General features: G+C 46.5%; 18 protein-coding genes and 2 rRNA genes (1 of these 20 running past the window's edge). All 20 read left to right on the top strand.

The window, feature by feature from the left end; translation table 11 throughout:
* A 23S ribosomal RNA gene (locus MKY35_RS23230) occupies positions 1-2360 on the top strand; it begins 586 nt to the left of the window's first position.
* Between the two features lie 152 nt (positions 2361-2512).
* Positions 2513-2629 (top strand): 5S ribosomal RNA (gene rrf / locus MKY35_RS23225).
* Between the two features lie 164 nt (positions 2630-2793).
* Positions 2794-3981 carry a GNAT family N-acetyltransferase gene (locus MKY35_RS23220; RefSeq protein ID WP_342444906.1) on the top strand — a complete coding sequence of 396 codons (1188 nt, stop codon included), beginning with the start codon at positions 2794-2796 and terminating at the stop codon, positions 3979-3981.
* A 537-nt stretch (positions 3982-4518) separates the two neighbouring features.
* Positions 4519-4983, top strand: a complete 465-nt coding sequence (locus tag MKY35_RS23215) for a CtsR family transcriptional regulator (protein WP_013312188.1) — start codon at positions 4519-4521, stop codon at positions 4981-4983.
* Positions 4984-5052: 69 nt separating this feature from the next.
* Positions 5053-5577 carry a UvrB/UvrC motif-containing protein gene (locus MKY35_RS23210; protein WP_342444905.1) on the top strand — a complete coding sequence of 175 codons (525 nt, stop codon included), beginning with the start codon at positions 5053-5055 and terminating at the stop codon, positions 5575-5577.
* Positions 5578-5605: 28 nt separating this feature from the next.
* Complete coding sequence (locus MKY35_RS23205; RefSeq protein ID WP_023990573.1) at positions 5606-6670, top strand: protein arginine kinase; 1065 nt, start codon at positions 5606-5608, stop codon at positions 6668-6670.
* 44 nt (positions 6671-6714) lie between these two features.
* Entirely contained in the window at positions 6715-9159 is a 2445-nt protein-coding gene (clpC, locus tag MKY35_RS23200; RefSeq protein ID WP_023990572.1) for an ATP-dependent protease ATP-binding subunit ClpC, read from the top strand.
* A 240-nt stretch (positions 9160-9399) separates the two neighbouring features.
* Positions 9400-10773, top strand: a complete 1374-nt coding sequence (radA, locus tag MKY35_RS23195) for a DNA repair protein RadA (protein ID WP_013312184.1) — start codon at positions 9400-9402, stop codon at positions 10771-10773.
* Positions 10774-10785: 12 nt separating this feature from the next.
* Positions 10786-11862, top strand: coding sequence for a DNA integrity scanning diadenylate cyclase DisA (gene disA, locus MKY35_RS23190; RefSeq protein WP_013312183.1), 1077 nt, complete (start codon positions 10786-10788; stop codon positions 11860-11862).
* Positions 11863-11916: 54 nt separating this feature from the next.
* Complete coding sequence (gene pssA / locus MKY35_RS23185) at positions 11917-12663, top strand: CDP-diacylglycerol--serine O-phosphatidyltransferase (RefSeq protein WP_069011498.1); 747 nt, start codon at positions 11917-11919, stop codon at positions 12661-12663.
* Positions 12664-12849: 186 nt separating this feature from the next.
* The gene (locus MKY35_RS23180) at positions 12850-13935 is read left to right on the top strand and encodes a PIN/TRAM domain-containing protein (RefSeq protein ID WP_342444904.1); all 1086 of its coding nucleotides are present in this window, start codon (positions 12850-12852) and stop codon (positions 13933-13935) included.
* A 70-nt stretch (positions 13936-14005) separates the two neighbouring features.
* Positions 14006-14704 carry a 2-C-methyl-D-erythritol 4-phosphate cytidylyltransferase gene (gene ispD, locus MKY35_RS23175; protein WP_322253063.1) on the top strand — a complete coding sequence of 233 codons (699 nt, stop codon included), beginning with the start codon at positions 14006-14008 and terminating at the stop codon, positions 14702-14704.
* Complete coding sequence (gene ispF / locus MKY35_RS23170; protein WP_025723806.1) at positions 14701-15177, top strand: 2-C-methyl-D-erythritol 2,4-cyclodiphosphate synthase; 477 nt, start codon at positions 14701-14703, stop codon at positions 15175-15177. Before ispD ends, ispF begins: the two co-directional genes overlap by 4 nt.
* Positions 15178-15216: 39 nt before the next feature.
* Complete coding sequence (gene gltX, locus MKY35_RS23165) at positions 15217-16677, top strand: glutamate--tRNA ligase (RefSeq protein ID WP_029514500.1); 1461 nt, start codon at positions 15217-15219, stop codon at positions 16675-16677.
* Between the two features lie 488 nt (positions 16678-17165).
* Positions 17166-17846 carry a serine O-acetyltransferase gene (gene cysE, locus MKY35_RS23160; protein WP_029514499.1) on the top strand — a complete coding sequence of 227 codons (681 nt, stop codon included), beginning with the start codon at positions 17166-17168 and terminating at the stop codon, positions 17844-17846.
* A gap of 24 nt (positions 17847-17870) precedes the next feature.
* Positions 17871-19274: a cysteine--tRNA ligase gene (cysS, locus tag MKY35_RS23155; RefSeq protein ID WP_340956983.1), complete on the top strand. Its 1404-nt coding sequence runs from the start codon at positions 17871-17873 to the stop codon at positions 19272-19274.
* Complete coding sequence (locus MKY35_RS23150) at positions 19271-19729, top strand: ribonuclease III domain-containing protein (protein ID WP_342444903.1); 459 nt, start codon at positions 19271-19273, stop codon at positions 19727-19729. Before cysS ends, MKY35_RS23150 begins: the two co-directional genes overlap by 4 nt.
* Positions 19730-19784: 55 nt before the next feature.
* Positions 19785-20531, top strand: a complete 747-nt coding sequence (gene rlmB, locus MKY35_RS23145) for a 23S rRNA (guanosine(2251)-2'-O)-methyltransferase RlmB (RefSeq protein WP_013312173.1) — start codon at positions 19785-19787, stop codon at positions 20529-20531.
* 4 nt (positions 20532-20535) lie between these two features.
* Positions 20536-21057, top strand: coding sequence for an NYN domain-containing protein (locus MKY35_RS23140; protein WP_007432599.1), 522 nt, complete (start codon positions 20536-20538; stop codon positions 21055-21057).
* A 162-nt stretch (positions 21058-21219) separates the two neighbouring features.
* A complete protein-coding gene (gene sigH, locus MKY35_RS23135; RefSeq protein ID WP_016324748.1) occupies positions 21220-21864 on the top strand; it encodes an RNA polymerase sporulation sigma factor SigH in 645 nt (214 codons plus the stop codon).
* Positions 21865-22073 lie beyond the last annotated feature (209 nt).

Below are 22073 nucleotides of genomic sequence, written 5' to 3'. Positions count from 1 at the left end.
CCCTATGATATTTTCCTTTGGAAAAATCACGGGTGATGGCGTGCCTTTTGTAGAATGAACCGGCGAGTTACGTTCCCGTGCAAGGTTAAGGTGAAGAGCTGAAGCCGCAGCGAAAGCGAGTCTGAATAGGGCGAATGAGTACGTGGACGTAGACCCGAAACCGGGTGATCTACCCCTGTCCAGGGTGAAGGTGCGGTAACACGCACTGGAGGCCCGAACCCACGCATGTTGAAAAATGCGGGGATGAGGTGGGGGTAGCGGAGAAATTCCAATCGAACCCGGAGATAGCTGGTTCTCCCCGAAATAGCTTTAGGGCTAGCCTCGGAAAGAAGAATCGTGGAGGTAGAGCACTGATTGGGTGCGGGGCCCGCAAGGGTTACCAAGCTCAGTCAAACTCCGAATGCCATAGATTTAGTTCCGGGAGTCAGACAGTGAGTGCTAAGATCCATTGTCGAAAGGGAAACAGCCCAGACCATCAGCTAAGGTCCCCAAGTGTGTGTTAAGTGGGAAAGGATGTGGAGTTGCACAGACAACCAGGATGTTGGCTTAGAAGCAGCCACCATTGAAAGAGTGCGTAATAGCTCACTGGTCGAGTGACTCTGCGCCGAAAATGTAACGGGGCTAAACACACCACCGAAGCTATGGCTTGATGCATTGCATCAGGGGTAGGGGAGCGTTGAATGCGGGTTGAAGGTGTACCGTAAGGAGCGCTGGACTGCATTCAAGTGAGAATGCCGGTATGAGTAACGAAAAGATCTGTGAGAATCAGATCCGCCGAAAGCCTAAGGGTTCCTGAGGAAGGTTCGTCCGCTCAGGGTAAGTCGGGACCTAAGGCGAGGCCGATAGGCGTAGTCGAAGGACAACAGGTCGAAATTCCTGTACCACCGTAATCCGTTATGAGCGATGGGGTGACGCAGTAGGGTAGTGACGCGGACGGATGGATGTCCGTCTAAGCAGTGAGGCTGATGTGTAGGCAAATCCGCACATCGTAAGGCTGGGCTGTGATGGGGAGCGAAAATTGTAGTAGCGAAGGTCATGATCTCAGACTGCCAAGAAAAGCCTCTAGCCAGGAGAAGGTGCCCGTACCGCAAACCGACACAGGTAGGCGAGAAGAGAATTCTAAGGCGCGCGGAAGAACTCTCGTTAAGGAACTCGGCAAAATGACCCCGTAACTTCGGGAGAAGGGGTGCCTCGGTAGGGTGAATAGCCCGAGGGGGCCGCAGTGAAAAGGCCCAAGCGACTGTTTAGCAAAAACACAGGTCTGTGCGAAGCCGCAAGGCGAAGTATACGGGCTGACGCCTGCCCGGTGCTGGAAGGTTAAGGGGAGTGGTAAGCCTTCGGGCGAAGCTATGAACCGAAGCCCCAGTAAACGGCGGCCGTAACTATAACGGTCCTAAGGTAGCGAAATTCCTTGTCAGGTAAATTCTGACCCGCACGAATGGCGTAACGACTTGGGCGCTGTCTCAACGAGAGATCCGGTGAAATTTTAATACCTGTGAAGATGCAGGTTACCCGCGACAAGACGGAAAGACCCCATGGAGCTTTACTGCAGCTTGATATTGAATTTGGGTACGATCTGTACAGGATAGGTGGGAGCCGTAGAACTTTGAGCGCCAGCTTGAAGGGAGGCATCCTTGGGATACCACCCTGATCGTATCTAGGTTCTAACTTGGTACCGTAATCCGGTGCGAGGACAGTGTCAGGTGGGCAGTTTGACTGGGGCGGTCGCCTCCTAAAGAGTAACGGAGGCGCCCCAAGGTTCCCTCAGAATGGTTGGAAATCATTCGAAGAGTGCAAAGGCAGAAGGGAGCTTGACTGCGAGACCTACAAGTCGAGCAGGGACGAAAGTCGGGCTTAGTGATCCGGTGGTACCGCATGGAAGGGCCATCGCTCAACGGATAAAAGCTACCCTGGGGATAACAGGCTTATCTCCCCCAAGAGTCCACATCGACGGGGAGGTTTGGCACCTCGATGTCGGCTCATCGCATCCTGGGGCTGAAGTAGGTCCCAAGGGTTGGGCTGTTCGCCCATTAAAGCGGTACGCGAGCTGGGTTCAGAACGTCGTGAGACAGTTCGGTCCCTATCTGTCGTGGGCGTAGGAAATTTGAGAGGAGCTGTCCTTAGTACGAGAGGACCGGGATGGACGTACCGCTGGTGTACCAGTTGTTCCGCCAGGAGCACCGCTGGGTAGCTATGTACGGAAGGGATAAGCGCTGAAAGCATCTAAGCGTGAAGCCCCCCTCAAGATGAGATTTCCCAGTATGTAAGACCCCTTGAAGACGACGAGGTAGATAGGTTGGGGGTGGAAGTGCAGTAATGCATGGAGCTGACCAATACTAATCGGTCGAGGGCTTATCCTAAAGAAAAAACGCAGATGAGTTTCGGATCCAGTTTTCAGGGTGTAACCTTGAACATATGTACAAGTGACATACAACAAGCGCATGGCTATTCGTTCACACGATAAGCGATAAAGCGAATAACCGTACGGAAGAATTTGCATAGCAAATTCATGTTTGGTGGCGATAGCGGAGGGGTTCCACACGTACCCATCCCGAACACGACCGTTAAGCCCTCCAGCGCCGATGGTACTTGGACCGCAGGGTCCTGGGAGAGTAGGACGTCGCCAAGCAAAAGTGAAAAGGATGATAATCTCAATGAGATTATCATCCTTTTTTTATGCATTTTTAGATGGCCACCTGCTTCTAAGGTTGACAGAGAGAATGGGGTTTGCCACACTCTAAGTGTGTAATCTTTTTTATGGATGTCCAAGTATACGAGCGAGGTGATGAAGATATGGAGATCAGACAATTACAGCGTGAGGAATTTGAAGCGGCTATTGAATTATCTCAATATGCTTTTCAGTTTACAATGTCCCTAGAGGATCTGGAAAAGGCCAAGAAGAAATTCAAACCAGAACAAACATGGGGAATATTCGACGGACATGACTTAAATGCTAAACTGACTTTGTTACCGCTACAGGTATACATAAACGGTCAGGTTTTTGATATGGGGGGCATTGCTGGTGTGGCAACATGGCCAGAAAAACGTCGCGGAGGCATGGTATCACGTTTATTGACGCATGCACTTGAAGAGATGAAGTCTGCGGGACAAAGTCTTTCTTTTTTGCATCCATTCTCCTTTGCCTTCTATCGTAAATTTGGATGGGAAACGTATACAGAGTACAAAAAATACGTCATTCCCATTGATAAATTCCCTGCAAAACTTAAAACAGAAGGTACAGTCAAACGCGATATCAAGGATATTTCAGAACTGGACCAAGTGTATCAAGCGTATGCATCTCGTTATAATGGCACGCTGGTACGAGATAAGGAATGGTGGCAAGAGCGGATTTTAAATGAGAACTATCGAACTGCGGTATATTACTCAGAAACAGGCGATCCTCAGGGATATGCACTATACAAGATTGAAGATAAACAGTTGAATTGTGATGAGTTGGTATATGAAAATGAGACCGCTCGTCGGGCTTTATGGACTTATTTTGCAAACCATGACTCAATGATAACCCAAGGTAAATTTATTTACGTTCCAGCAGATGACAATTTGCCATTTTTACTCGATGATCCACGGATTCAACAGGAAACTGTGCCTTATTTTATGGGACGTATTGTGGATGCAGCTGCTTTTGTAGAAAGATACCCTTTTGAACAGCTTGAAGAGGAAACAAGTTTAACCTTAAATCTGACAGATCGGTATGCTCCATGGAATGATGGATTATGGAGATTAACGATTACTACGGAGGGGCAAGGACATCTGGAGAGAGTGGATATAAGCAATTCATCTGAAAACGCCATAGTAGCTGACTTGAAACTTGGGATTCAGTCACTGACGACTCTGATGCTTGGCTATCAGCAGGCTGATGATCTGTATAAGTGGGAGCGGATTGAAGGGAGTAGTGAGTCTGTGTCTGCCCTTAAACGCGTAATACCAGTAAATCAAACGTTTTTATTGGATTTTTTCTGATAAAGGCCTATTTAGATCTTTTAAGCTCATCTTTCAGAGAATATAACTTGTGTGGTTATCATTATTTTCAAAACTCTTTCTGTAATGGGAAGAGTTTTTTTATGGTATTGTATAAAACATAATTAGATTGCGAAAAATGGTATTGACCCCTTGGCAAAAATGGATAATGTGCTATAATGTGAATATAGTCAAAGAAAGTCAAAGTCAATCAAACCTAGTGTGATTCTGTAGAAGTATTATGCTGATGGATTGGCCGTATGAAGTAATTTCGATAGTAAAGAAGCAAACGAGGATTGAAATGATTTGCGTATAGTTAGGAGCTGACTCTTATGAACATAAGAGAAGTGTATGATTAATCGCAAATAAAGGCCACACTAGAGACAAAACGGTACATTTCAATGGATGTAGAACAGGCAATAGCCTAAATACAGCTTAGATTCGTGACTTTACCGTTTGGTTAAGTTCAATATACGGCGGACTCTGTGGAGCGTGAAATGTACTTGAATACTTGCGTTTCCGTTAGTGGAGGATGATGAAATGCGCAATGTTTCCGATATTATTGAACAATATTTGAAGAGTATATTGCTGGAAAGTCCCCAAGGTTTAGTGGAGATTCAGCGTAATGATCTGGCTGACCGCTTTTCCTGCGTGCCGTCGCAAATTAATTATGTAATTAGCACCCGGTTTACGCTGGAAAAAGGCTATGTGGTGGAAAGTAAACGCGGTGGTGGAGGCTACATTCGTATTCAGCGAATTCAGCTACCCGCACAGCATGCCATCCATACACATCTTCATCAGAGCATCGGGGAGGAAATTAGCCAATCAGCAGCAGAAGGACTGATTTATCAGTTAGAGGAAGCCCATTTTTTAAGCAAAAGGGAAGCTAATCTAATGAAGGCTGCTTTATCGAGGGATACATTATTACTGAAGCTTCCCTATCGTGATCAACTGCGAGCAAGATTGCTTAAGGCTATGCTGATCTCATTGCTGGCGACCAAATAGTGTGTGAATAGAGACTAATGTTTGGATGTAGGGTGGGTATTAAATCCTGACATTGAAGGAGGTGCTTTTATGCTGTGCCAAGAATGTAATATGCGGCCGGCAACTTTGCATTTCACCAAAATTGTGAATGGCGAAAAGACAGAGTTTCATATTTGTGAGACGTGTGCGAAGGAAAAAGGGGAGATGATCCCTGGAACACCTAACGGCTTTTCAATTCATAGCTTGCTGTCGGGGATGTTGGATCTTGACTCCAGTACAAAGAGCCAGTCTCCAGGCCACAGTGGTCCGCAGAACCTGCAATGCAAGGATTGTGGCATGACCTATGCACAGTTTAGTAAGCTGGGACGTTTCGGATGCCCGTCGTGCTATCAATATTTTGATAATCGTCTGGACCCTCTGTTCAAGCGTGTGCATGGCAGTACGAATCATGTTGGTAAAGTTCCGGTTCGCACTGGTGGCCGACTGAAGGTTAAACGGCAAATTGACGATTTGAAAAAAGAGATGCAACAGCATATTGTACAGGAAGAGTTTGAATCAGCTGCTGAGCTTAGGGATCAAATCAGAGAGCTTGAAAAAGAAATGACTGAAGAGTAAAGTTTGTGAAGAGTAGGAGGGATGCGTAATGCCCAATATTCGGTTTACGGAGAAGCCGCTAAGTGACTGGATGCGTGGTGATGCTGCGGATTCGGAGATTGTCATTAGCAGCCGGGTAAGAATTGCGCGTAACTTGCAGCATCTGCCTTTTCCCATGCTTGCTACCAATCAGCAGTCGGAAGAAGCACTTCAGCGCTTGACGGATATCCTTCAGTATGATGATTTAGGCGGTTTTGGTACTTTTCATACGTTGAAAATATCCGAGTTGGATGAGATCGACAAGCAGGTGCTGGTTGAGAAGCATTTGATTAGTCCTAATTTGGCGAACGAATCTCGTAACGGTGCTGTCTTAATTAGCGATGATGAATCGGTTAGTGTTATGATAAACGAAGAGGATCATCTGCGTATCCAGTGCTTATATCCGGGATGTCAGGTTAGAGAAGCTTGGGAACGCGCTATGGTTATTGATGATGCATTTGAAGCGCATGTTGATTATGCATTTGATGATCGGAGAGGTTTTCTAACCAGTTGTCCGACGAATGTCGGCACAGGTATGAGAGCTTCGGTGATGATGCATTTGCCCGCATTAGTCATGACTCATCAAATCAATCGTATATTGTCTGCTGTTTCACAGGTAGGTCTTACAGTTCGCGGCATTTACGGTGAAGGCAGCGAAGCGGTCGGAAATTTGTTTCAGGTGTCTAATCAGATTACATTGGGACAAACCGAAGCGGAGATTATTGAGAATCTACATGGCGTGGTGCTACAAATTATTGAGCACGAGCGTTCTGCCAGAGAAAGGCTAATGAATGAATCTATGCTGCGAATTACAGATCGGGTGATGCGTTCATTCGGTATTTTGTCGTATGCAGCAGTATTGGATTCCAAGGAGGCTGCACAGCGGCTGTCTGATGTACGTCTTGGCGTAGATTTGGGGATTTTGGAGCGTCCTTCCACCGCAGCGATGAATGAGCTGAATGTGATGACACAACCCGGGTTCCTGCAAAAAAGCTTTGGGGATAAAATGAATACCGAAGAGCGCGATATGTACCGGGCGAAGCTGATCCGGCAAAAATTAGGCACAACCCTTTAATATATAAAATGATCTGAAATACACACTGTGGAGGTGCAGGATATATGATGTTTGGAAGATTTACGGAACGTGCACAGAAAGTGCTTGCTTTGGCTCAGGAAGAAGCAGTTCGATTGGGACACAACAACATTGGTACAGAGCACATTTTGCTAGGCCTCATTCGTGAAGGTGAAGGAATAGCAGCGAAAGCCTTAATCGGTTTGGGCCTGGGACTGGAAAAAATCCAGGATGAAGTGGAAACGTTGATTGGACGCGGTCAAGAGCAACCGACGAACATTGCCTATACTCCACGTGCCAAAAAAGTCATAGAACTGTCTATGGATGAAGCCCGCAAACTGGGCCATACGTATGTAGGTACAGAGCATATTTTGCTTGGTCTTATTCGTGAAGGCGAAGGCGTAGCAGCACGTGTACTGAATAACCTGGGCATCAGTCTGAACAAAGCACGTCAGCAAGTGCTTCAATTGCTCGGCAGCAGCGAGGCTGTTTCCAGCCATCACGGTGCTCCAGCTAATGTCAGCACGCCAACTCTGGACAGTCTGGCACGCGATCTGACGGCATCTGCGAAGGAAAACAACCTGGACCCTGTTATTGGGCGTAGCAAGGAAATTGAACGCGTAATTCAGGTGCTCAGCCGCCGTACAAAGAACAATCCGGTTCTGATTGGTGAGCCTGGGGTAGGTAAAACGGCGATTGCCGAAGGATTGGCTCAAAAAATCATAGCGAATGAAATTCCCGAAACGTTGCGTGACAAGCGCGTAATGACACTGGATATGGGCTCTGTGGTAGCAGGCACCAAGTATCGTGGCGAATTCGAGGATCGTTTGAAAAAAATTATGGACGAGATTCGTCAAGCGGGAAATATCGTGTTGTTCATTGATGAGCTGCATACGTTGATTGGTGCTGGTGGAGCGGAAGGCGCAATTGATGCGTCCAACATCCTGAAACCTGCTCTGGCACGTGGCGAGCTACAATGCATCGGTGCGACCACCCTGGATGAATACCGCAAATATATTGAGAAAGATGCTGCCTTGGAGCGTCGTTTTCAACCAATTACAGTGGATCAACCTTCTCCAGAAGAGGCGATTCAAATCTTGTATGGTCTGCGTGACCGTTACGAAGCGCATCACCGTGTAAAGATCACAGATGAAGCTATTGAAGCGGCCGTAAAATTGTCAGATCGTTATATCACTGATCGCTTCCTGCCAGATAAGGCTATTGACCTTATTGATGAAGCGGGCTCCAAAGTAAGACTGAATTCTTACACTGTACCGCCAAACCTGAAACAGCTGGAAAACCGTCTGGAAGATATCCGGAAGGAAAAGGATTCAGCGGTACAAAGTCAGGAGTTTGAAAAAGCGGCAGCGTTGCGTGATACAGAGCAAAAAATCCGTGAAGAGCTAGACGTGACGAAAAACCAATGGAAAGAACAACAGGGTCGTACAGATTCTGAAGTTACACCAGAGGATATCGCTCAAGTCGTTGCAATCTGGACAGGTGTTCCAGTCAGCAAGCTGAAAGAGGAAGAAACACACCGCTTGTTGAATATGGAAGAGTTGCTGCATGAGCGGGTAATCGGACAGGACGAAGCAGTTAAGGCAGTAAGCCGGGCGATTCGCCGGGCACGTGCCGGACTGAAAGATCCGAAGCGTCCAATTGGGTCCTTTATTTTCCTCGGTCCAACTGGGGTTGGTAAAACAGAGTTGGCACGCGCCTTGGCTGAATCCATGTTTGGAGATGAAAATGCGGTTATCCGTATTGATATGTCCGAATATATGGAGAAACACTCCACGTCTCGTCTGGTAGGAGCGCCTCCAGGGTACGTTGGATATGAGGAAGGCGGTCAACTGACCGAGAAGGTACGTCGTAAGCCATACTCTGTTGTGTTGCTGGATGAAATTGAAAAGGCACACCCAGAAGTATTCAATATTCTTCTGCAAGTTTTGGAAGATGGTCGTCTAACAGATTCCAAAGGTCGTGTCGTCGATTTCCGTAACACCCTCATCATCCTAACATCTAATGTTGGTGCACAGGCGATTAAACGTAACTCCACGCTTGGTTTTACAGCTGTAGTAGACGCTGGGGCGGATTACGATAATATGAAGGGCAAAGTGATGGATGAATTGAAGAAAAGCTTCCGTCCTGAGTTCTTGAACCGGATTGATGAAATTATCGTTTTCCATTCTCTCGAAGAAAAACATATTGCTGAAATTGTGTCACTCATGTCTGAGGAGCTGCGTAAACGCCTGAATGAGTATGAGGTGGACTTCGAGTTGACAGACAACGCTAAAAAATTCCTTGCGAAGGAAGGCTTTGATCCAGCGTATGGTGCGCGTCCATTGCGTCGTGCAATCCAGAAGCATATTGAAGATCGCCTGTCCGAGGAATTGTTGACTGGCAACATTACTAAAGGTGACTCTCTCTTCATTGATGAGGAGAACGGTGCATTGACTGTAACCAAAAAGGATAATGTATCTGCCAAGTCCTAAAGCGGTTTACTAAATAAATAGTAGAAAAGGGTGTCTCGCAGGCTGGAAAGCTATTGCGAAGGCGCCCTTTTTGTGTATAAAACACGGTGAAAAGGTTGGGTAAATGCTTTGGGAAAGTTTGTGATATTGCTTTACGTCCGCCAAGCTTCAATGGTAAACTTTTATTGTTACAGCTCTTTCTGGGCTGTATGAACATAAATTTGACATCATCGTCGTCAATAAGGAGCCAAGGAACAAAGTATGGCTAAAGTGAAAACTAAGTTTTCCTGTACGGAATGTGGTTATGAATCGCCCAAATGGTACGGAAAATGTCCTGGATGCCAGGCATGGAATTCCATGGTCGAAGAAACGGAAAGCGTTGTAAAAACTCAAGGAATGGGGTCTTCCCTTCTTACTCATAGCACAAAAGACAAGCCACTCCCTATTATAGAGGTGGAGAGTGGCAAAGAAACACGAATTTTGACGGGAATTGGCGAATTGAATCGAGTACTCGGTGGAGGTGTGGTGCCGGGTTCACTCGTTTTGGTGGGCGGTGATCCGGGAATCGGTAAATCTACGCTTATGCTGCAAACATCTAATGAACTGGCTTTAACTGGTTTAAAGGTGCTGTACGTGTCTGGTGAGGAATCTGTCCGTCAAACGAAACTACGTGCAGATCGACTCGGTGCCTTGTCCCCCAGCCTATACGTATTATGTGAGACGAATTTGGAGACGATTGAAGAAGCGGTGGACAGCTTGAAGCCGGAATTTTTGGTCATCGACTCGATACAGACTGTATATTTGCCTGAGGTGACGAGTGCACCAGGTAGTGTGGCTCAGGTGCGGGAATGTACTTCACGCTTTATGCGAATTGCCAAGGGGCTAGGTATTGCTACGGTACTGGTAGGGCATGTGACCAAGGAAGGTGCCATTGCAGGTCCGCGTTTGTTGGAACATATGGTTGATTGTGTGCTTTATTTTGAAGGAGAGCGTCATCATACGTATCGGCTTTTGCGTGCAGTTAAAAATCGTTTTGGTTCTACAAATGAAATTGGCATTTTTGAAATGGCTGAAAGCGGTTTGCGTGAGGTATCCAATCCTTCCGAGTTGTTTCTGTCTGAACGCCCACTAGGGGTGGCGGGTTCTACTGTTGTAGCCAGTATGGAAGGAACCCGGCCTGTATTGGTTGAACTGCAAGCATTGATTGCAGCTACGCATTTTCCATCTCCACGCCGGATGGGCACAGGAGTCGATCATCATCGAATGGGATTAATCATAGCCGTGCTAGAAAAGCGGATGGGCATGTTTTTGCAAAACCAGGACGCTTATCTCAACGTAGCCGGAGGTGTAAAGTTGGATGAACCGGCGGTGGATTTGGCTATAGCTGTGAGTATTGCTTCCAGCTTTAGAGATGCTCCTACCAAGCCGTACGATGTGATTTTTGGCGAGGTGGGACTGACAGGTGAGGTGCGTGCGGTATCCCGAGCAGAACAGCGAGTACGAGAAGCGGAGAAACTAGGTTTCAAACGGGTGATCATGCCAGAGAAAAGCTTGAAGGGCTGGACACATCCGAAAGGGATACAAATTATAGGAGTAGGAACGGTAGCAGATGCACTGGCAGCCGCATTAGATTAGGGGGCATTGAGAATGAAAGAAGCGAGCCAACTGGATAAAATGAACGATTTGCTGCGGCTTGTGGCACCGGGAACTCCCTTTCGCGACGGATTAGAAAACGTTTTGCGTGCCAAAACGGGTGCTCTTCTGGTCGTTGGCTATAGCCCAGAAGTTATGGAAGTCGTGGATGGCGGTTTCTCCATTAATTGTGATTTTTCGCCGAACTATTTGTATGAGTTGGCTAAAATGGACGGCGCAATCATATTAAGCGAGGATTTAAAACGAATTTTATATGCTAATACGCAACTGATTCCTGACTCCTCGATTTCGTCGATTGAAACAGGAATTCGGCACCGGACGGCAGAACGAGTTGCTAAGCAAACTGGTAAACTAGTGGTGTCTATTTCCCAGCGGCGTAATATTATTACCTTGTATCAGGGGACATTACGGTATGCGCTCAAGGAAATCGGGGTTATTTTAACGAAAGCCAATCAGGCTATTCAGACGTTAGAAAAATATAGATCCGTGTTGGGGCAAGCCTCTACGAATTTGACAGCATCTGAATTTGAAGAGCTGGTTACCATGCCGGAGGTCGTTAATGTCATCCAACGGATCGAAATGGTGCTGCGCATCAAAATGGAGATCAAACGATTTATTAACGAGCTCGGAAATGAGGGTCGTCTGATTAGTATGCAGATGGAAGAGCTTGTCAGCAATATTGAGGAAGAAGCATGGTTGTTGTATAAGGATTATGCCAAAGACGATAGCGACGAAAAGATTCGTGAAATTATATTGGGACTCAAACGTTCTACGGACGACGAATTGTTGGATGTGAATCATATTGTACGTTTACTAGGCTACCCTTCTTCAGCTGCGACATCAGAGGAGTATATTGCTGCACGCGGCTATCGGGTACTGAACAAGATACCGCGTTTGCCGAATGTGATTATTCATAATCTGGTAGAGCGGTTTGGACGTTTTCCACATGTCATCACAGCAACGATAGAAGAACTGGATGAAGTGGATGGTATTGGAGAGGTTCGTGCGCGTACGATTAAAGAAGGTCTTAAACGTTTGCAGGAACAAGTTTTCATTGACAGGCAAATGTAAATGTAATACAGTGAAAGGATTATAATGGAACAATTCATACATTGAGGTGAAGAGATGATTACCAAATCAATTCCGAACTTGTGTACCTTAGGTAACTTGTTTCTCGGAATGATCGCCATTTTATTGGCTGTAGACGGAAAATACAGTCTTGCCGCTATTATGGTTATTGTCGCCATGTTGTTGGACGGACTGGATGGAAGAATGGCCCGGGTCCTGAATGCCCAAAGCGAATTCGGTAAAGAACTGGACTCCTTATCAGATATGATATCTTTTGGTGTTGCACCCGCAGTTATTATGTACATGGTTGCTTTTCATGATGCGAATTCGGCTCTCGCTTGGACGGTTACTGCCATTTTCCCGATGTGCGGAGCGTTGCGTTTGGCTCGATTTAACGTACGTCCTGGTGTACCAGGTTATTTTACGGGTCTACCAATTCCGGCAGCAGGTGGCGTATTAGCCACTTTGTCCTTATTCCATAACGATATTTCTTTGTTATACATGTCGATTGCCATGTTGCTGGTCTCTTATTTGATGGTCAGCTCCATGAAATATCCAAATTTTAAAAAGGTTGGCCTCCCGAAAAAAGCAATTTGGGTGGCTCCATGGGTCGTAATTGCAGCGGTGGTGTTGGCTGTTAAATTCCCTGACCAGCTGTCGAAGCTGATTTTTGTGCCACTGGTGCTGTATGCATTGTATGGTATGAAGCTGAACATTCGTAAGCTATCACGCAGACGTGGGCGTGATCGGGATCGTTCCAGTCAGGAAGAACAGGACGATCAATATCGTCATTCACAGCGGTAGTATCAAGCAAGTATAAGCATTTATTTCCTTGAATCATTTCAAGGAGATAAATGCTTTTTTTTATGCATAAAAAGTGAAAACACAGGGTTAGTTATGTGGGAAATGGATCATACTGGTAAGAGAAATGCTATGTATCCAATAAATAGCAGACTAATGAAAAGAAAATAAAGGAGGTATAGAGATTCAATGTGGAGAAAGGCTATTTTAACTTTTACAGGATTGTGCGGAGCATGGTTTGGCTATACGTTATACCAGCGGGTAGGGGGCATTGTATCGTGGATGCCAGAATGGTTGAGTGATGGGTCTTTACCGGGAATGGTTGTTTGGATGATGGCGGGAGCAGTGTTATTTATGGCCGGGTGCTCATTCGCAGGAGCATCCGTGGCGAACCGGTTGCAACAGGGCATTGAAGGCTTGGTACGAATTCCGATGAACGAGATGATGGCAGGTGTGATTGGTTTAGCGGTGGGATTGATACTTTCCTTAGCAGTCTATCCGCTTTTTTCATGGTTGGGGGCCCCGGGTCAACTTATCCAGACGGCTGTTACCGTGATATGTGGATATGTGGGATTGATGGTTGGACTAGAAAAGCGGGACGAGCTGTCATCCTTTTGGAGTTCTGGTTTTTTTGGTCGGGGAACGGGTGCAGATGAACGCAAGCTGGAGGAACATAAAATTTTGGACACCAGCGTCATTATAGATGGGCGTATTGCGGATATCTGCAAGACGGGTTTTATTGAAGGAACGATTGTGATTCCTGAATTTGTGTTAGAGGAGCTTCAGCATATTGCAGATTCATCAGATTTACTTAAGCGTAATCGTGGACGACGGGGCCTGGATATTTTGAATAAAATCCAAAAAGAGCTGGATGTGAATGTGCTCATTTACGAAGGTGATTTTGAGGAAATTTCAGAGGTTGACAGTAAGTTGGTCAAGCTGGCAAAGGTGTTACAGGGTAAAGTTGTAACTAACGATTTTAACCTGAATAAAGTATGCGAACTGCAAGGTGTATCAGTGCTGAATATTAACGATTTGGCGAATGCAGTGAAGCCTGTCGTACTGCCCGGTGAGGAAATTATGGTGCAGATTATTAAAGACGGCAAGGAGCATGGGCAGGGTGTAGCCTATCTGGATGATGGTACGATGATTGTTGTGGAAGGCGGACGTGACTATATTGGCTCTCTTATGGAGGTGCTGGTCACGAGTGTACTTCAGACCTCGGCCGGACGTATGATCTTTGCCAAACCGAAATTATTGGAAAAAGCTCAATAAACGCGGTATGATGAAGTAGATGTGTTATCATACGGATCGTCCAAGTGCGATCAGGGCAGGAGTTATTTGAATGAACAATCGGGTAGGAGTTGTCATTGTGGCAGCAGGGCGCGGCTCCCGTATGGGGACGCAGGAGAGCAAGCAATTTCTGCTTTTGCGGGACAAGCCCATCTTCATACATACACTTGAAATATTCGCAGCTATGCCCGAAGTGGATGAAATGGTGATGGTGACTGGGACAGGGGATGTGGAACGCTGCCGAGATTGGATTCATCAATTCAAAATCGGTAAAAATGTACGGGTGGTGGCTGGTGGCAGTGAACGCCAGCATTCGGTCTATCGCGGTCTGCGCCACTTGCAAGCGGATTGGGTGATGGTGCATGATGGTGTGCGTCCACTCATTCAACCTGAGCTTGTACGTTCATGTCTTGAGGCAGCCCAGCGTACTGGTGCTTCTGTAGCGGCAGTACCTGTAAAGGATACGGTCAAGCAAGTGAACGGGGATGGTATCATTACAGCAACGCCGGATCGCCGAAGTCTGTGGAGTATTCAAACGCCACAGACTTTTCGTCTTTCCGATCTGCTGCGAGCTTATGAGGAAGCGGAGCGGTCGGGATTCTTGGGAACAGATGATTCTATGCTGATAGAGCGGCTAGGCATTCCGGTTACTGTCGTTCAAGGCAGCTACAAGAACATCAAAATTACTACACCGGAGGATTTGGATATGGCGGCGCTATGGGTGAAAACAGAGGGAGAGGATATCAAATGATCAGAGTGGGACAAGGATTTGACGTCCACCAGCTGGTGGAAGGAAGGCCATGCATCATCGGAGGTGTGAATATTCCGTATGAAAAAGGTTTATTGGGCCATTCCGATGCAGACGTACTGCTGCATGCCATTAGCGATGCTATCCTGGGCGCGCTTGGCTTGGGAGATATCGGGAAGCATTTTCCAGATAATGACCCAGAATTTAAGGATGCCGACAGTCTTAAGCTACTGGAGCATGTGTGGGGGCTAGCTAAAGAGCGAGGATATCGCTTGGGGAATATTGATTCTACGATTATCGCACAAAAGCCCAAAATGGCATCGTATATTCCGCAGATGAATGAAGTCATCGCTCGGGCGCTGGAAGCAGAGGAGCTATCCCAGGTGAACGTCAAGGCGACCACGACAGAGCAACTTGGGTTTCCCGGCCGGGGTGAAGGAATCGCGGCTCAATCGGTTGTCTGTCTTATCAAGTAAATGCTATCATCTTGAGTAATTCAATTTGGAGGAGATTATATGAGCACGGAAGTTCGTGTACGTTATGCACCAAGCCCTACAGGGCATCTGCACATTGGAAATGCCAGAACGGCATTATTTAATTATTTGTTTGCCCGCAATCAAGGTGGGAAATTTATTATTCGTATCGAAGACACAGATGTGAAGCGCAATATTGAGGGCGGAGAAGAAAGCCAACTTAAATATTTGAAATGGTTGGGTATGGACTGGGATGAGAGCGTAGACGTGGGAGGAGAGTTTGGACCTTATCGTCAGACTGAACGCTTGGACATATATAAAACATACTGGCAGGATTTACTGGATCGTGGTTTGGCTTACCGCTGTTACTGCACTGAAGAAGAGCTGGAGCGCGAGCGTGAAGAGCAGACGGCACGTGGGGAGACACCGCGCTATTCTGGAAAACATCGTGATCTAACAGAAGAACAGTGCCAGGCATTTGAAGCAGAGGGCCGTGTACCAAGTATTCGTTTTCGTGTACCGGAAGATCGTGAATATACGTTTGACGATATCGTTAAAGGACAAATTACGTTCAATTCCAAGGAAAGCGGCGATTTTGTTATTGTCAAAAAAGACGGTATTCCGACATATAACTTCGCTGTAGCAGTTGACGATTATTTGATGAAAATATCGCATGTACTACGGGGCGAAGACCATGTTTCCAATACACCGCGGCAGTTGATGATCTTTGAAGCTCTCGGGTGGGAACCGCCACGCTTCGGCCATATGACGCTGATTGTAGGTGAGGATCACAAAAAGCTCAGTAAACGTAACGAATCCATTATTCAGTTTATGGAGCAGTATGACAAGTTGGGCTATTTGCCAGAAGCTATATTCAACTTCATCGCACTGCTGGGTTGGTCCCCAGAAGGCGAAGAAGAGATCTATGATCGGGAACAACTGATTTCGATTTTCGATCCTAATCGTTTGTCCAAAAGTCCAGCTGTGTTTGATACAAATAAGCTTGCTTATTTGAACAATCACTATATTAAAAAGGCTGATCCTGAGCGAATTGCCAGCATGGCGATTCCACATCTCCAGACAGCGGGGCTGTTGCCTACTGAGCTGTCTGCGGAACAACTGGATTGGGCTAAGGCCCTTGTTCGCTTATACCAGGAACAGATGACATCTGCGTCCGATATTGTAACGTTGTCTGAGTTGTTTTTCCGTTCACATCTGGAACTGGATGCTGAAGCAGCAGCTGTATTGGCCGAAGAGCAGGTTCCTGAGGTACTTAGAGCTTTTGCAGGTAAAGTTGAAACGAGTGAGGAATTTACAGCTCCACAAATGGCTAAGCTGATCAAAGAAGTTCAAAAGGAAACCGGTTTTAAGGGAAAACAATTATTCATGCCGATTCGTGTGGCTCTTACAGGCCAAACGCATGGACGGGATCTGAATGAAACTATCTTTTTGCTTGGACGTGACAAGGTACTGGATCGTCTCAAGGCACAAATTAAAGGCTGATATTTCTTGTCAATTTGTTGTCTTTTCGCTATAATGACTCCATTGATACGGATTGATATTTACGTGTAAAGGCTGCGAACAGGAGAAGTACACTGCATAAGGGCATCTGCCAGAGAGGACGGTCGAGGGGAAACCCCAGGCTGAGAGCCGTCCAGTTGACCTGCGGAGGAAATGCGCCTGGGAGCCGTGCGCCCGAACCCTCATTAGCGTCAAATGCTGATGTGACAAGGGCGTGCCGAGTCGTTCCCGTTACAGGACGCCAAAGACGGACTACTCTGCTTTTTATGCAGCAGGTATGTTCGAAGCAGAGTGGGACCACGTTCATGCGTCTCTGCAGCTTAGGCTGCGGAGGCGCTTTTTCTTTTTTATCAGACTCGGACTCGTTATAGATCGAAAAATGTCGAAGAGTGCTGATGGATGCGAAAATTGGCGGAACGTGAAGTGTTGTGATGATGTGGCAAGGATATGAATGGAATAAGGAGGGCGACATGTTCAGACATTTCAAATCCGACATTCAGACTGTTTTGGATAATGATCCGGCCGCCCGAAGTAAGCTGGAGGTCATTTTTACGTATTCCGGCGTTCATGCCCTTTGGGCACACCGAATTGCACATTGGTTTTATTTGCGAAACTGGTGTACTCTAGCCCGTGTTATATCCCAGGTATCAAGGTTTATGACAGGCATTGAAATTCATCCTGGCGCTCGTATCGGAGATCGGCTGTTCATTGACCATGGCATGGGAGTTGTCATCGGGGAAACCTGTGAGATTGGCGACGATGTCGTATTGTATCAGGGGGTCACACTCGGCGGGACTGGGAAAGAGAAAGGTAAGCGCCATCCGACCATTGGGAATAATGTTGTTATCGGCTCTGGTGCGAAGATATTAGGCTCTTTCACGATTGGGGCACAATCCAACATTGGCTCTAACTCGGTTGTGCTCAAAGAAGTTCCACCAAACAGTACGGTGGTGGGCATCCCGGGGCGAGTTGTCAGACAGGATGGTAGGCGTCCAGACCGACTTAGTCATCAGTTGCCTGATCCGGTTGTGGATTCTATGCGAGAGCTTCAACGGGAAATAGAACGTTTGCGTGCAGAAATGTCTGATTTGAAGGATGGGGCATCCGCTCAGAAACATCAGGTGGCCCAAGAGAATACATTAGAAAAATGATTTTCATGAGGGAGGAACATAACAATGCCGCTTCAAATTTATAATACAATGACGAGGAGTCGGGAGCCTTTTGTGCCACTGGAGCCTGGAAAGGTTAAAATGTATGTATGCGGTCCTACCGTGTATGATTACATTCATATTGGCAATGCACGACCTGTAATTGTATTTGATGTGGTGCGTAGCTACCTGGAGTACTTGGGCTATGATGTAAACTATGTGGTGAATTTTACGGATGTCGATGATAAACTAATCCGCAAAGCTCGGGAACTTGACATGAATGTTTCGGCAGTTGCTGAGAAATTTATTGCTGCCTACCATGAGGATCTGACAGGATTGAATGTTCCTGCTGCCAGTATGAACCCTCGTGTAACAGAGAGCATGGATCTGATTATTGATTTTATTAAGGAATTGGTAGACAAAGACTATGCCTATGAGAATGATGGCGACGTGTTCTATCGGACCAAAAAGTTCAAAGATTACGGACAACTGTCAGGTCAAAATCTGGAAGAGCTTCAGTTCGGAATTCGTATCAATGTGGATGAACGCAAGGAAAATGCCGAGGACTTTGTACTCTGGAAGGCAGCGAAGCCGGGCGAAATTCATTGGTCGAGCCCTTGGGGAAATGGACGACCAGGCTGGCATATCGAATGCTCTGCTATGGCTCGCCATTATTTGGGGGATACACTGGATATTCATGGGGGCGGACAGGATCTGCAATTTCCGCATCATGAATGTGAATGCGCACAATCCGAAGTGATTACAGGTAAGCCATTATCTCGCTACTGGATGCATAACGGATATATTCGCATAGATAATGAAAAAATGTCGAAATCACTCGGTAATGGTATTTTAGTTAAAGATTTACGCGCTCATCACAAGCCTGAGGCTATACGTTATTTTATGTTGTCGACGCATTACCGAAATCCGTTAAACTACAACCAAGAGACTATGAGTCAGGCGGAGAACAGTGTCGAACGGATCGCCAATGCAGTTGCCAATGTGAAGCATCGTTTAGCTAATGCACTGAAAGGTAATGAGGGAGTATCGACGGAACTGCAAACGAAGCTCGACGGAATTTTGCAGCAGTTTGGCGAAAAAATGAATGATGATTTCAACACACCTGATGCGATTACTGCTGTATTCGATTGGGTTAGCGAAGCAAACCATTTGTTGCAACGAGATGTCGTACATCAGGCAGAATTACAAGCTGTATTGCATACCTTTCATTCGATGAATAACGTGCTTCGCATTTATTCGGAGCCGAGTGAAGAGTTGCTGGATGACGAAATTGAGCAGTTAATTGCAGAACGTGTCGAAGCTCGTAAGACCAAAAATTGGGGTAGAGCTGACGAAATTCGCGATCTGTTGGCTGCAAAAGGCATTGTGCTTGAAGATACGGCGCAGGGGATGCGGTGGCGGCGAAAATGAATGAAAAGCCACTGAACTCAGGAGCATCGGAAGGTACGGGGAACTGGTTCCCGTACCCTGCGTCCAAGCCAGCACGTTTGATGCCTCCCATTGCACTAGCTTACATTGGTGATGCAGTGTACGAGGTAGCTGTCCGGCAATATTTGTTGTCACAGCCTAACCTGCGTCCAAATCATCTGCATCGGCGAGCCACAGGGCTAGTCTCCGCCAAGGCGCAGAGTCGCATGTTAGGGCTATTGGAAAATGTACTGACGGAAGAAGAACGCGATATTGTCCGACAAGGAAGAAATGCTAAATCAGGAAGTTTACCCAAAAATGCTGATGTGCTTGAGTATCGGCACGCCACTGCACTGGAGGGGTTGATTGGATCTCTTTATTGTGATGGACATTTGGACAGATTAAGAGAGTTGATTACGTACGGAATTGCACAAATGGAAAATACAGAAAAATCATAAATGGGAATGGACTGGATGGAACAAGTATCAGCCGTTTCCCGGGAGGAAGCTAGAGATGGAAGAAGAATGGATTGCCGGTAAGCATTCGGTAACGGAGGCATTGCGTTCAGGCAGAACAATAAATAAAATTTGGATTGCGGATAATGCGCAAAAACATTTGACACTGCCGATTACAGCTGAGGCGAAAAAAGCAGGAATTATTGTTTTGCAGGTGGACAAGCGTAAGCTGGATCAAATGGTTCCGGGCATTCAACATCAGGGAGTGGTCGCGCAAGCTGCGCCTTTTGCCTATGTTGAAGTGGAAGAATTGCTCGCAACTGCTCGTGATAAGGGAGAAGAGCCGTTTTTGATTTTGCTGGATGAGATTGAAGACCCTCATAATTTGGGCTCCATCCTTCGTACAGCGGACTGTACTGGAGCGCATGGTGTTATTGTGCCGAAAAGGCGTTCTGCAGCTGTAACTGTAACGGTGTCCAAAACATCGGCAGGTGCTGTGGAGTACGTTCCGGTGGCGCGTGTAAACAATCTGGGACAAACCATTGATCGTCTTAAAGAAGAAGGTGTATGGGTAGTTGGCACGGATGTTACAGCGACAGACCCTGTCTTTGGGAATGGAGTATTCACGGGACCAGTAGCCATTGTCATTGGTAACGAAAATAAAGGTATGGGCCGTTTGATTCGTGAGAAATGCGATGTACTCGTCAAGCTGCCAATGGCGGGGCAAATTAATTCCCTTAATGCTTCTGTAGCTGCAGGTGTTGTCATGTACGAAGTATTGCGCGGACGACAGGCACGGGGCTAATGATATGGCTGACACGCGGGATGTTCTGCTTGTGGACGGTTACAACATGATTGGAGCCTGGCCCGAACTTTCCGCACTGGTACAATCTGGTATGCAGGAAGCGAGGGACAGACTTCTTGAACGACTGGCGGATCATCAGGCGTATTCCGGCAGAAGAGTCATCGTCGTATTTGATGCTTACAGGGTGCCAGGATTAGGTAAAACTTTTGCTCAGAGCAAAGTCCAGATTTATTTTACCAGAGAAAAAGAAACTGCTGATGAGTGCATCGAGCGATTGGTTCGGGAGCTGAGCAGTAAAAGAAGAAGTATTTACGTAGCGACAAGCGATCAGGTAGAGCAACATGTCGCATTTGGGCAAGGTGCACTTAGGGTGTCGGCGCGAGAATTACTGATCGAGATTGAGGAATCCGAAAGGGAAGTGCAGAAGCGAATCCAGCAGGATAGTGCTAAATTGTCCCGTAACTCGCTAGATGCCAAACTGAGCCCGGAGCTTCGAAAGTTGTTTGAACGATGGAGAAGAGAATAAACCAATAATTGGACGTCACTCCATTTTGAAACCATTGACAATTTTGTTAGCGCTCTTCTTTTTTAGGTTGTTGTGGTTGACGGTATCAGGTTACATCGCGTATACTTGTCGTATATTTGAGAGAGTAACGGGTACCTTGCGTTGCAGCCGGAGGGATTGTTAGTGAGTGTGGACCTCAAGGATATCATGTTGTCAAAGTTTGATTACAAAAATGATGAAGACATTGTCGGAGCAGTCCATGAAGGTGATGGGGAAGCGCTGGAGTTTCTGATCAACAAATACCGGAACTTTGTGCGGGCCAAGGCCAGATCCTACTTCCTGATTGGTGCTGATCGCGAGGATATTATTCAGGAGGGCATGATTGGTCTCTACAAATCCATTCGTGATTTTAAGGGAGACAAGCTTGCTTCGTTCAAGGCTTTCGCCGAGTTGTGCATTACACGACAGATTATTACGGCAATTAAGACGGCTACACGACAAAAGCACATTCCTCTGAACTCTTACGTGTCTCTGGACAAGCCCATCTATGATGAAGAGTCAGACCGGACGTTGCTCGATGTGATTTGCGGAACACAAGTAAGTGACCCTGAAGAGCTGATCATCAATCAGGAAGAATTTGTGGGCCTTGAGGACAAGATGTCCGAGATTCTGAGCGAACTGGAACGCAAGGTACTTATGTTGTATCTGGACGGACGTTCGTATCAGGAGATTGCAGAGGATCTTGACCGCCATGTGAAATCCATTGATAACGCGCTGCAACGGGTCAAGCGTAAACTTGAAAAGTATCTGGAAGTAAGAGATAGTTGAAAGTAGAGGCTGACAGGGAAAAAGGCTCGAGTCCGAGTCTTTTTTTATTCGTTATAGGTAGGCTATGCAGGTTTATAAGTGTTACAAATGATTTATACTAAAAAAGACGAATAATAGATATCGCCTTGATTTTTGAAGCGGCTTTTCAGAGAACAGTTTTAAAGGATGCACAGATGTTAAAATGCACCACAGTCGGGACTGCGAATTGT

Origin of the sequence: Paenibacillus sp. FSL L8-0638, from assembly GCF_038593075.1 — a bacterium.
Lineage (GTDB): Bacteria > Bacillota > Bacilli > Paenibacillales > Paenibacillaceae > Paenibacillus > Paenibacillus polymyxa_D.
Note: the sequence above shows the minus strand (reverse complement) of the source record. Positions and strands in the feature narration are given on the sequence as shown.

What these genes read in the sequence shown, in the direction of transcription:
- pssA (WP_069011498.1), top strand. Translation starts at nt 11,917, where the DNA reads ATGATTACCAAATCAATTCCGAACTTGTGTACCTTAGGTAACTTGTTT.
- ispF (WP_025723806.1), top strand. Translation starts at nt 14,701, where the DNA reads ATGATCAGAGTGGGACAAGGATTTGACGTCCACCAGCTGGTGGAAGGA.
- MKY35_RS23150 (WP_342444903.1), top strand. Translation starts at nt 19,271, where the DNA reads ATGAATGAAAAGCCACTGAACTCAGGAGCATCGGAAGGTACGGGGAAC.
- MKY35_RS23210 (WP_342444905.1), top strand. Translation starts at nt 5,053, where the DNA reads ATGCTGTGCCAAGAATGTAATATGCGGCCGGCAACTTTGCATTTCACC.
- rlmB (WP_013312173.1), top strand. Translation starts at nt 19,785, where the DNA reads ATGGAAGAAGAATGGATTGCCGGTAAGCATTCGGTAACGGAGGCATTG.
- gltX (WP_029514500.1), top strand. Translation starts at nt 15,217, where the DNA reads ATGAGCACGGAAGTTCGTGTACGTTATGCACCAAGCCCTACAGGGCAT.
- cysE (WP_029514499.1), top strand. Translation starts at nt 17,166, where the DNA reads ATGTTCAGACATTTCAAATCCGACATTCAGACTGTTTTGGATAATGAT.
- MKY35_RS23140 (WP_007432599.1), top strand. Translation starts at nt 20,536, where the DNA reads ATGGCTGACACGCGGGATGTTCTGCTTGTGGACGGTTACAACATGATT.
- MKY35_RS23215 (WP_013312188.1), top strand. Translation starts at nt 4,519, where the DNA reads ATGCGCAATGTTTCCGATATTATTGAACAATATTTGAAGAGTATATTG.
- cysS (WP_340956983.1), top strand. Translation starts at nt 17,871, where the DNA reads ATGCCGCTTCAAATTTATAATACAATGACGAGGAGTCGGGAGCCTTTT.
- MKY35_RS23220 (WP_342444906.1), top strand. Translation starts at nt 2,794, where the DNA reads ATGGAGATCAGACAATTACAGCGTGAGGAATTTGAAGCGGCTATTGAA.
- ispD (WP_322253063.1), top strand. Translation starts at nt 14,006, where the DNA reads ATGAACAATCGGGTAGGAGTTGTCATTGTGGCAGCAGGGCGCGGCTCC.
- clpC (WP_023990572.1), top strand. Translation starts at nt 6,715, where the DNA reads ATGATGTTTGGAAGATTTACGGAACGTGCACAGAAAGTGCTTGCTTTG.
- radA (WP_013312184.1), top strand. Translation starts at nt 9,400, where the DNA reads ATGGCTAAAGTGAAAACTAAGTTTTCCTGTACGGAATGTGGTTATGAA.
- disA (WP_013312183.1), top strand. Translation starts at nt 10,786, where the DNA reads ATGAAAGAAGCGAGCCAACTGGATAAAATGAACGATTTGCTGCGGCTT.
- MKY35_RS23180 (WP_342444904.1), top strand. Translation starts at nt 12,850, where the DNA reads ATGTGGAGAAAGGCTATTTTAACTTTTACAGGATTGTGCGGAGCATGG.
- MKY35_RS23205 (WP_023990573.1), top strand. Translation starts at nt 5,606, where the DNA reads ATGCCCAATATTCGGTTTACGGAGAAGCCGCTAAGTGACTGGATGCGT.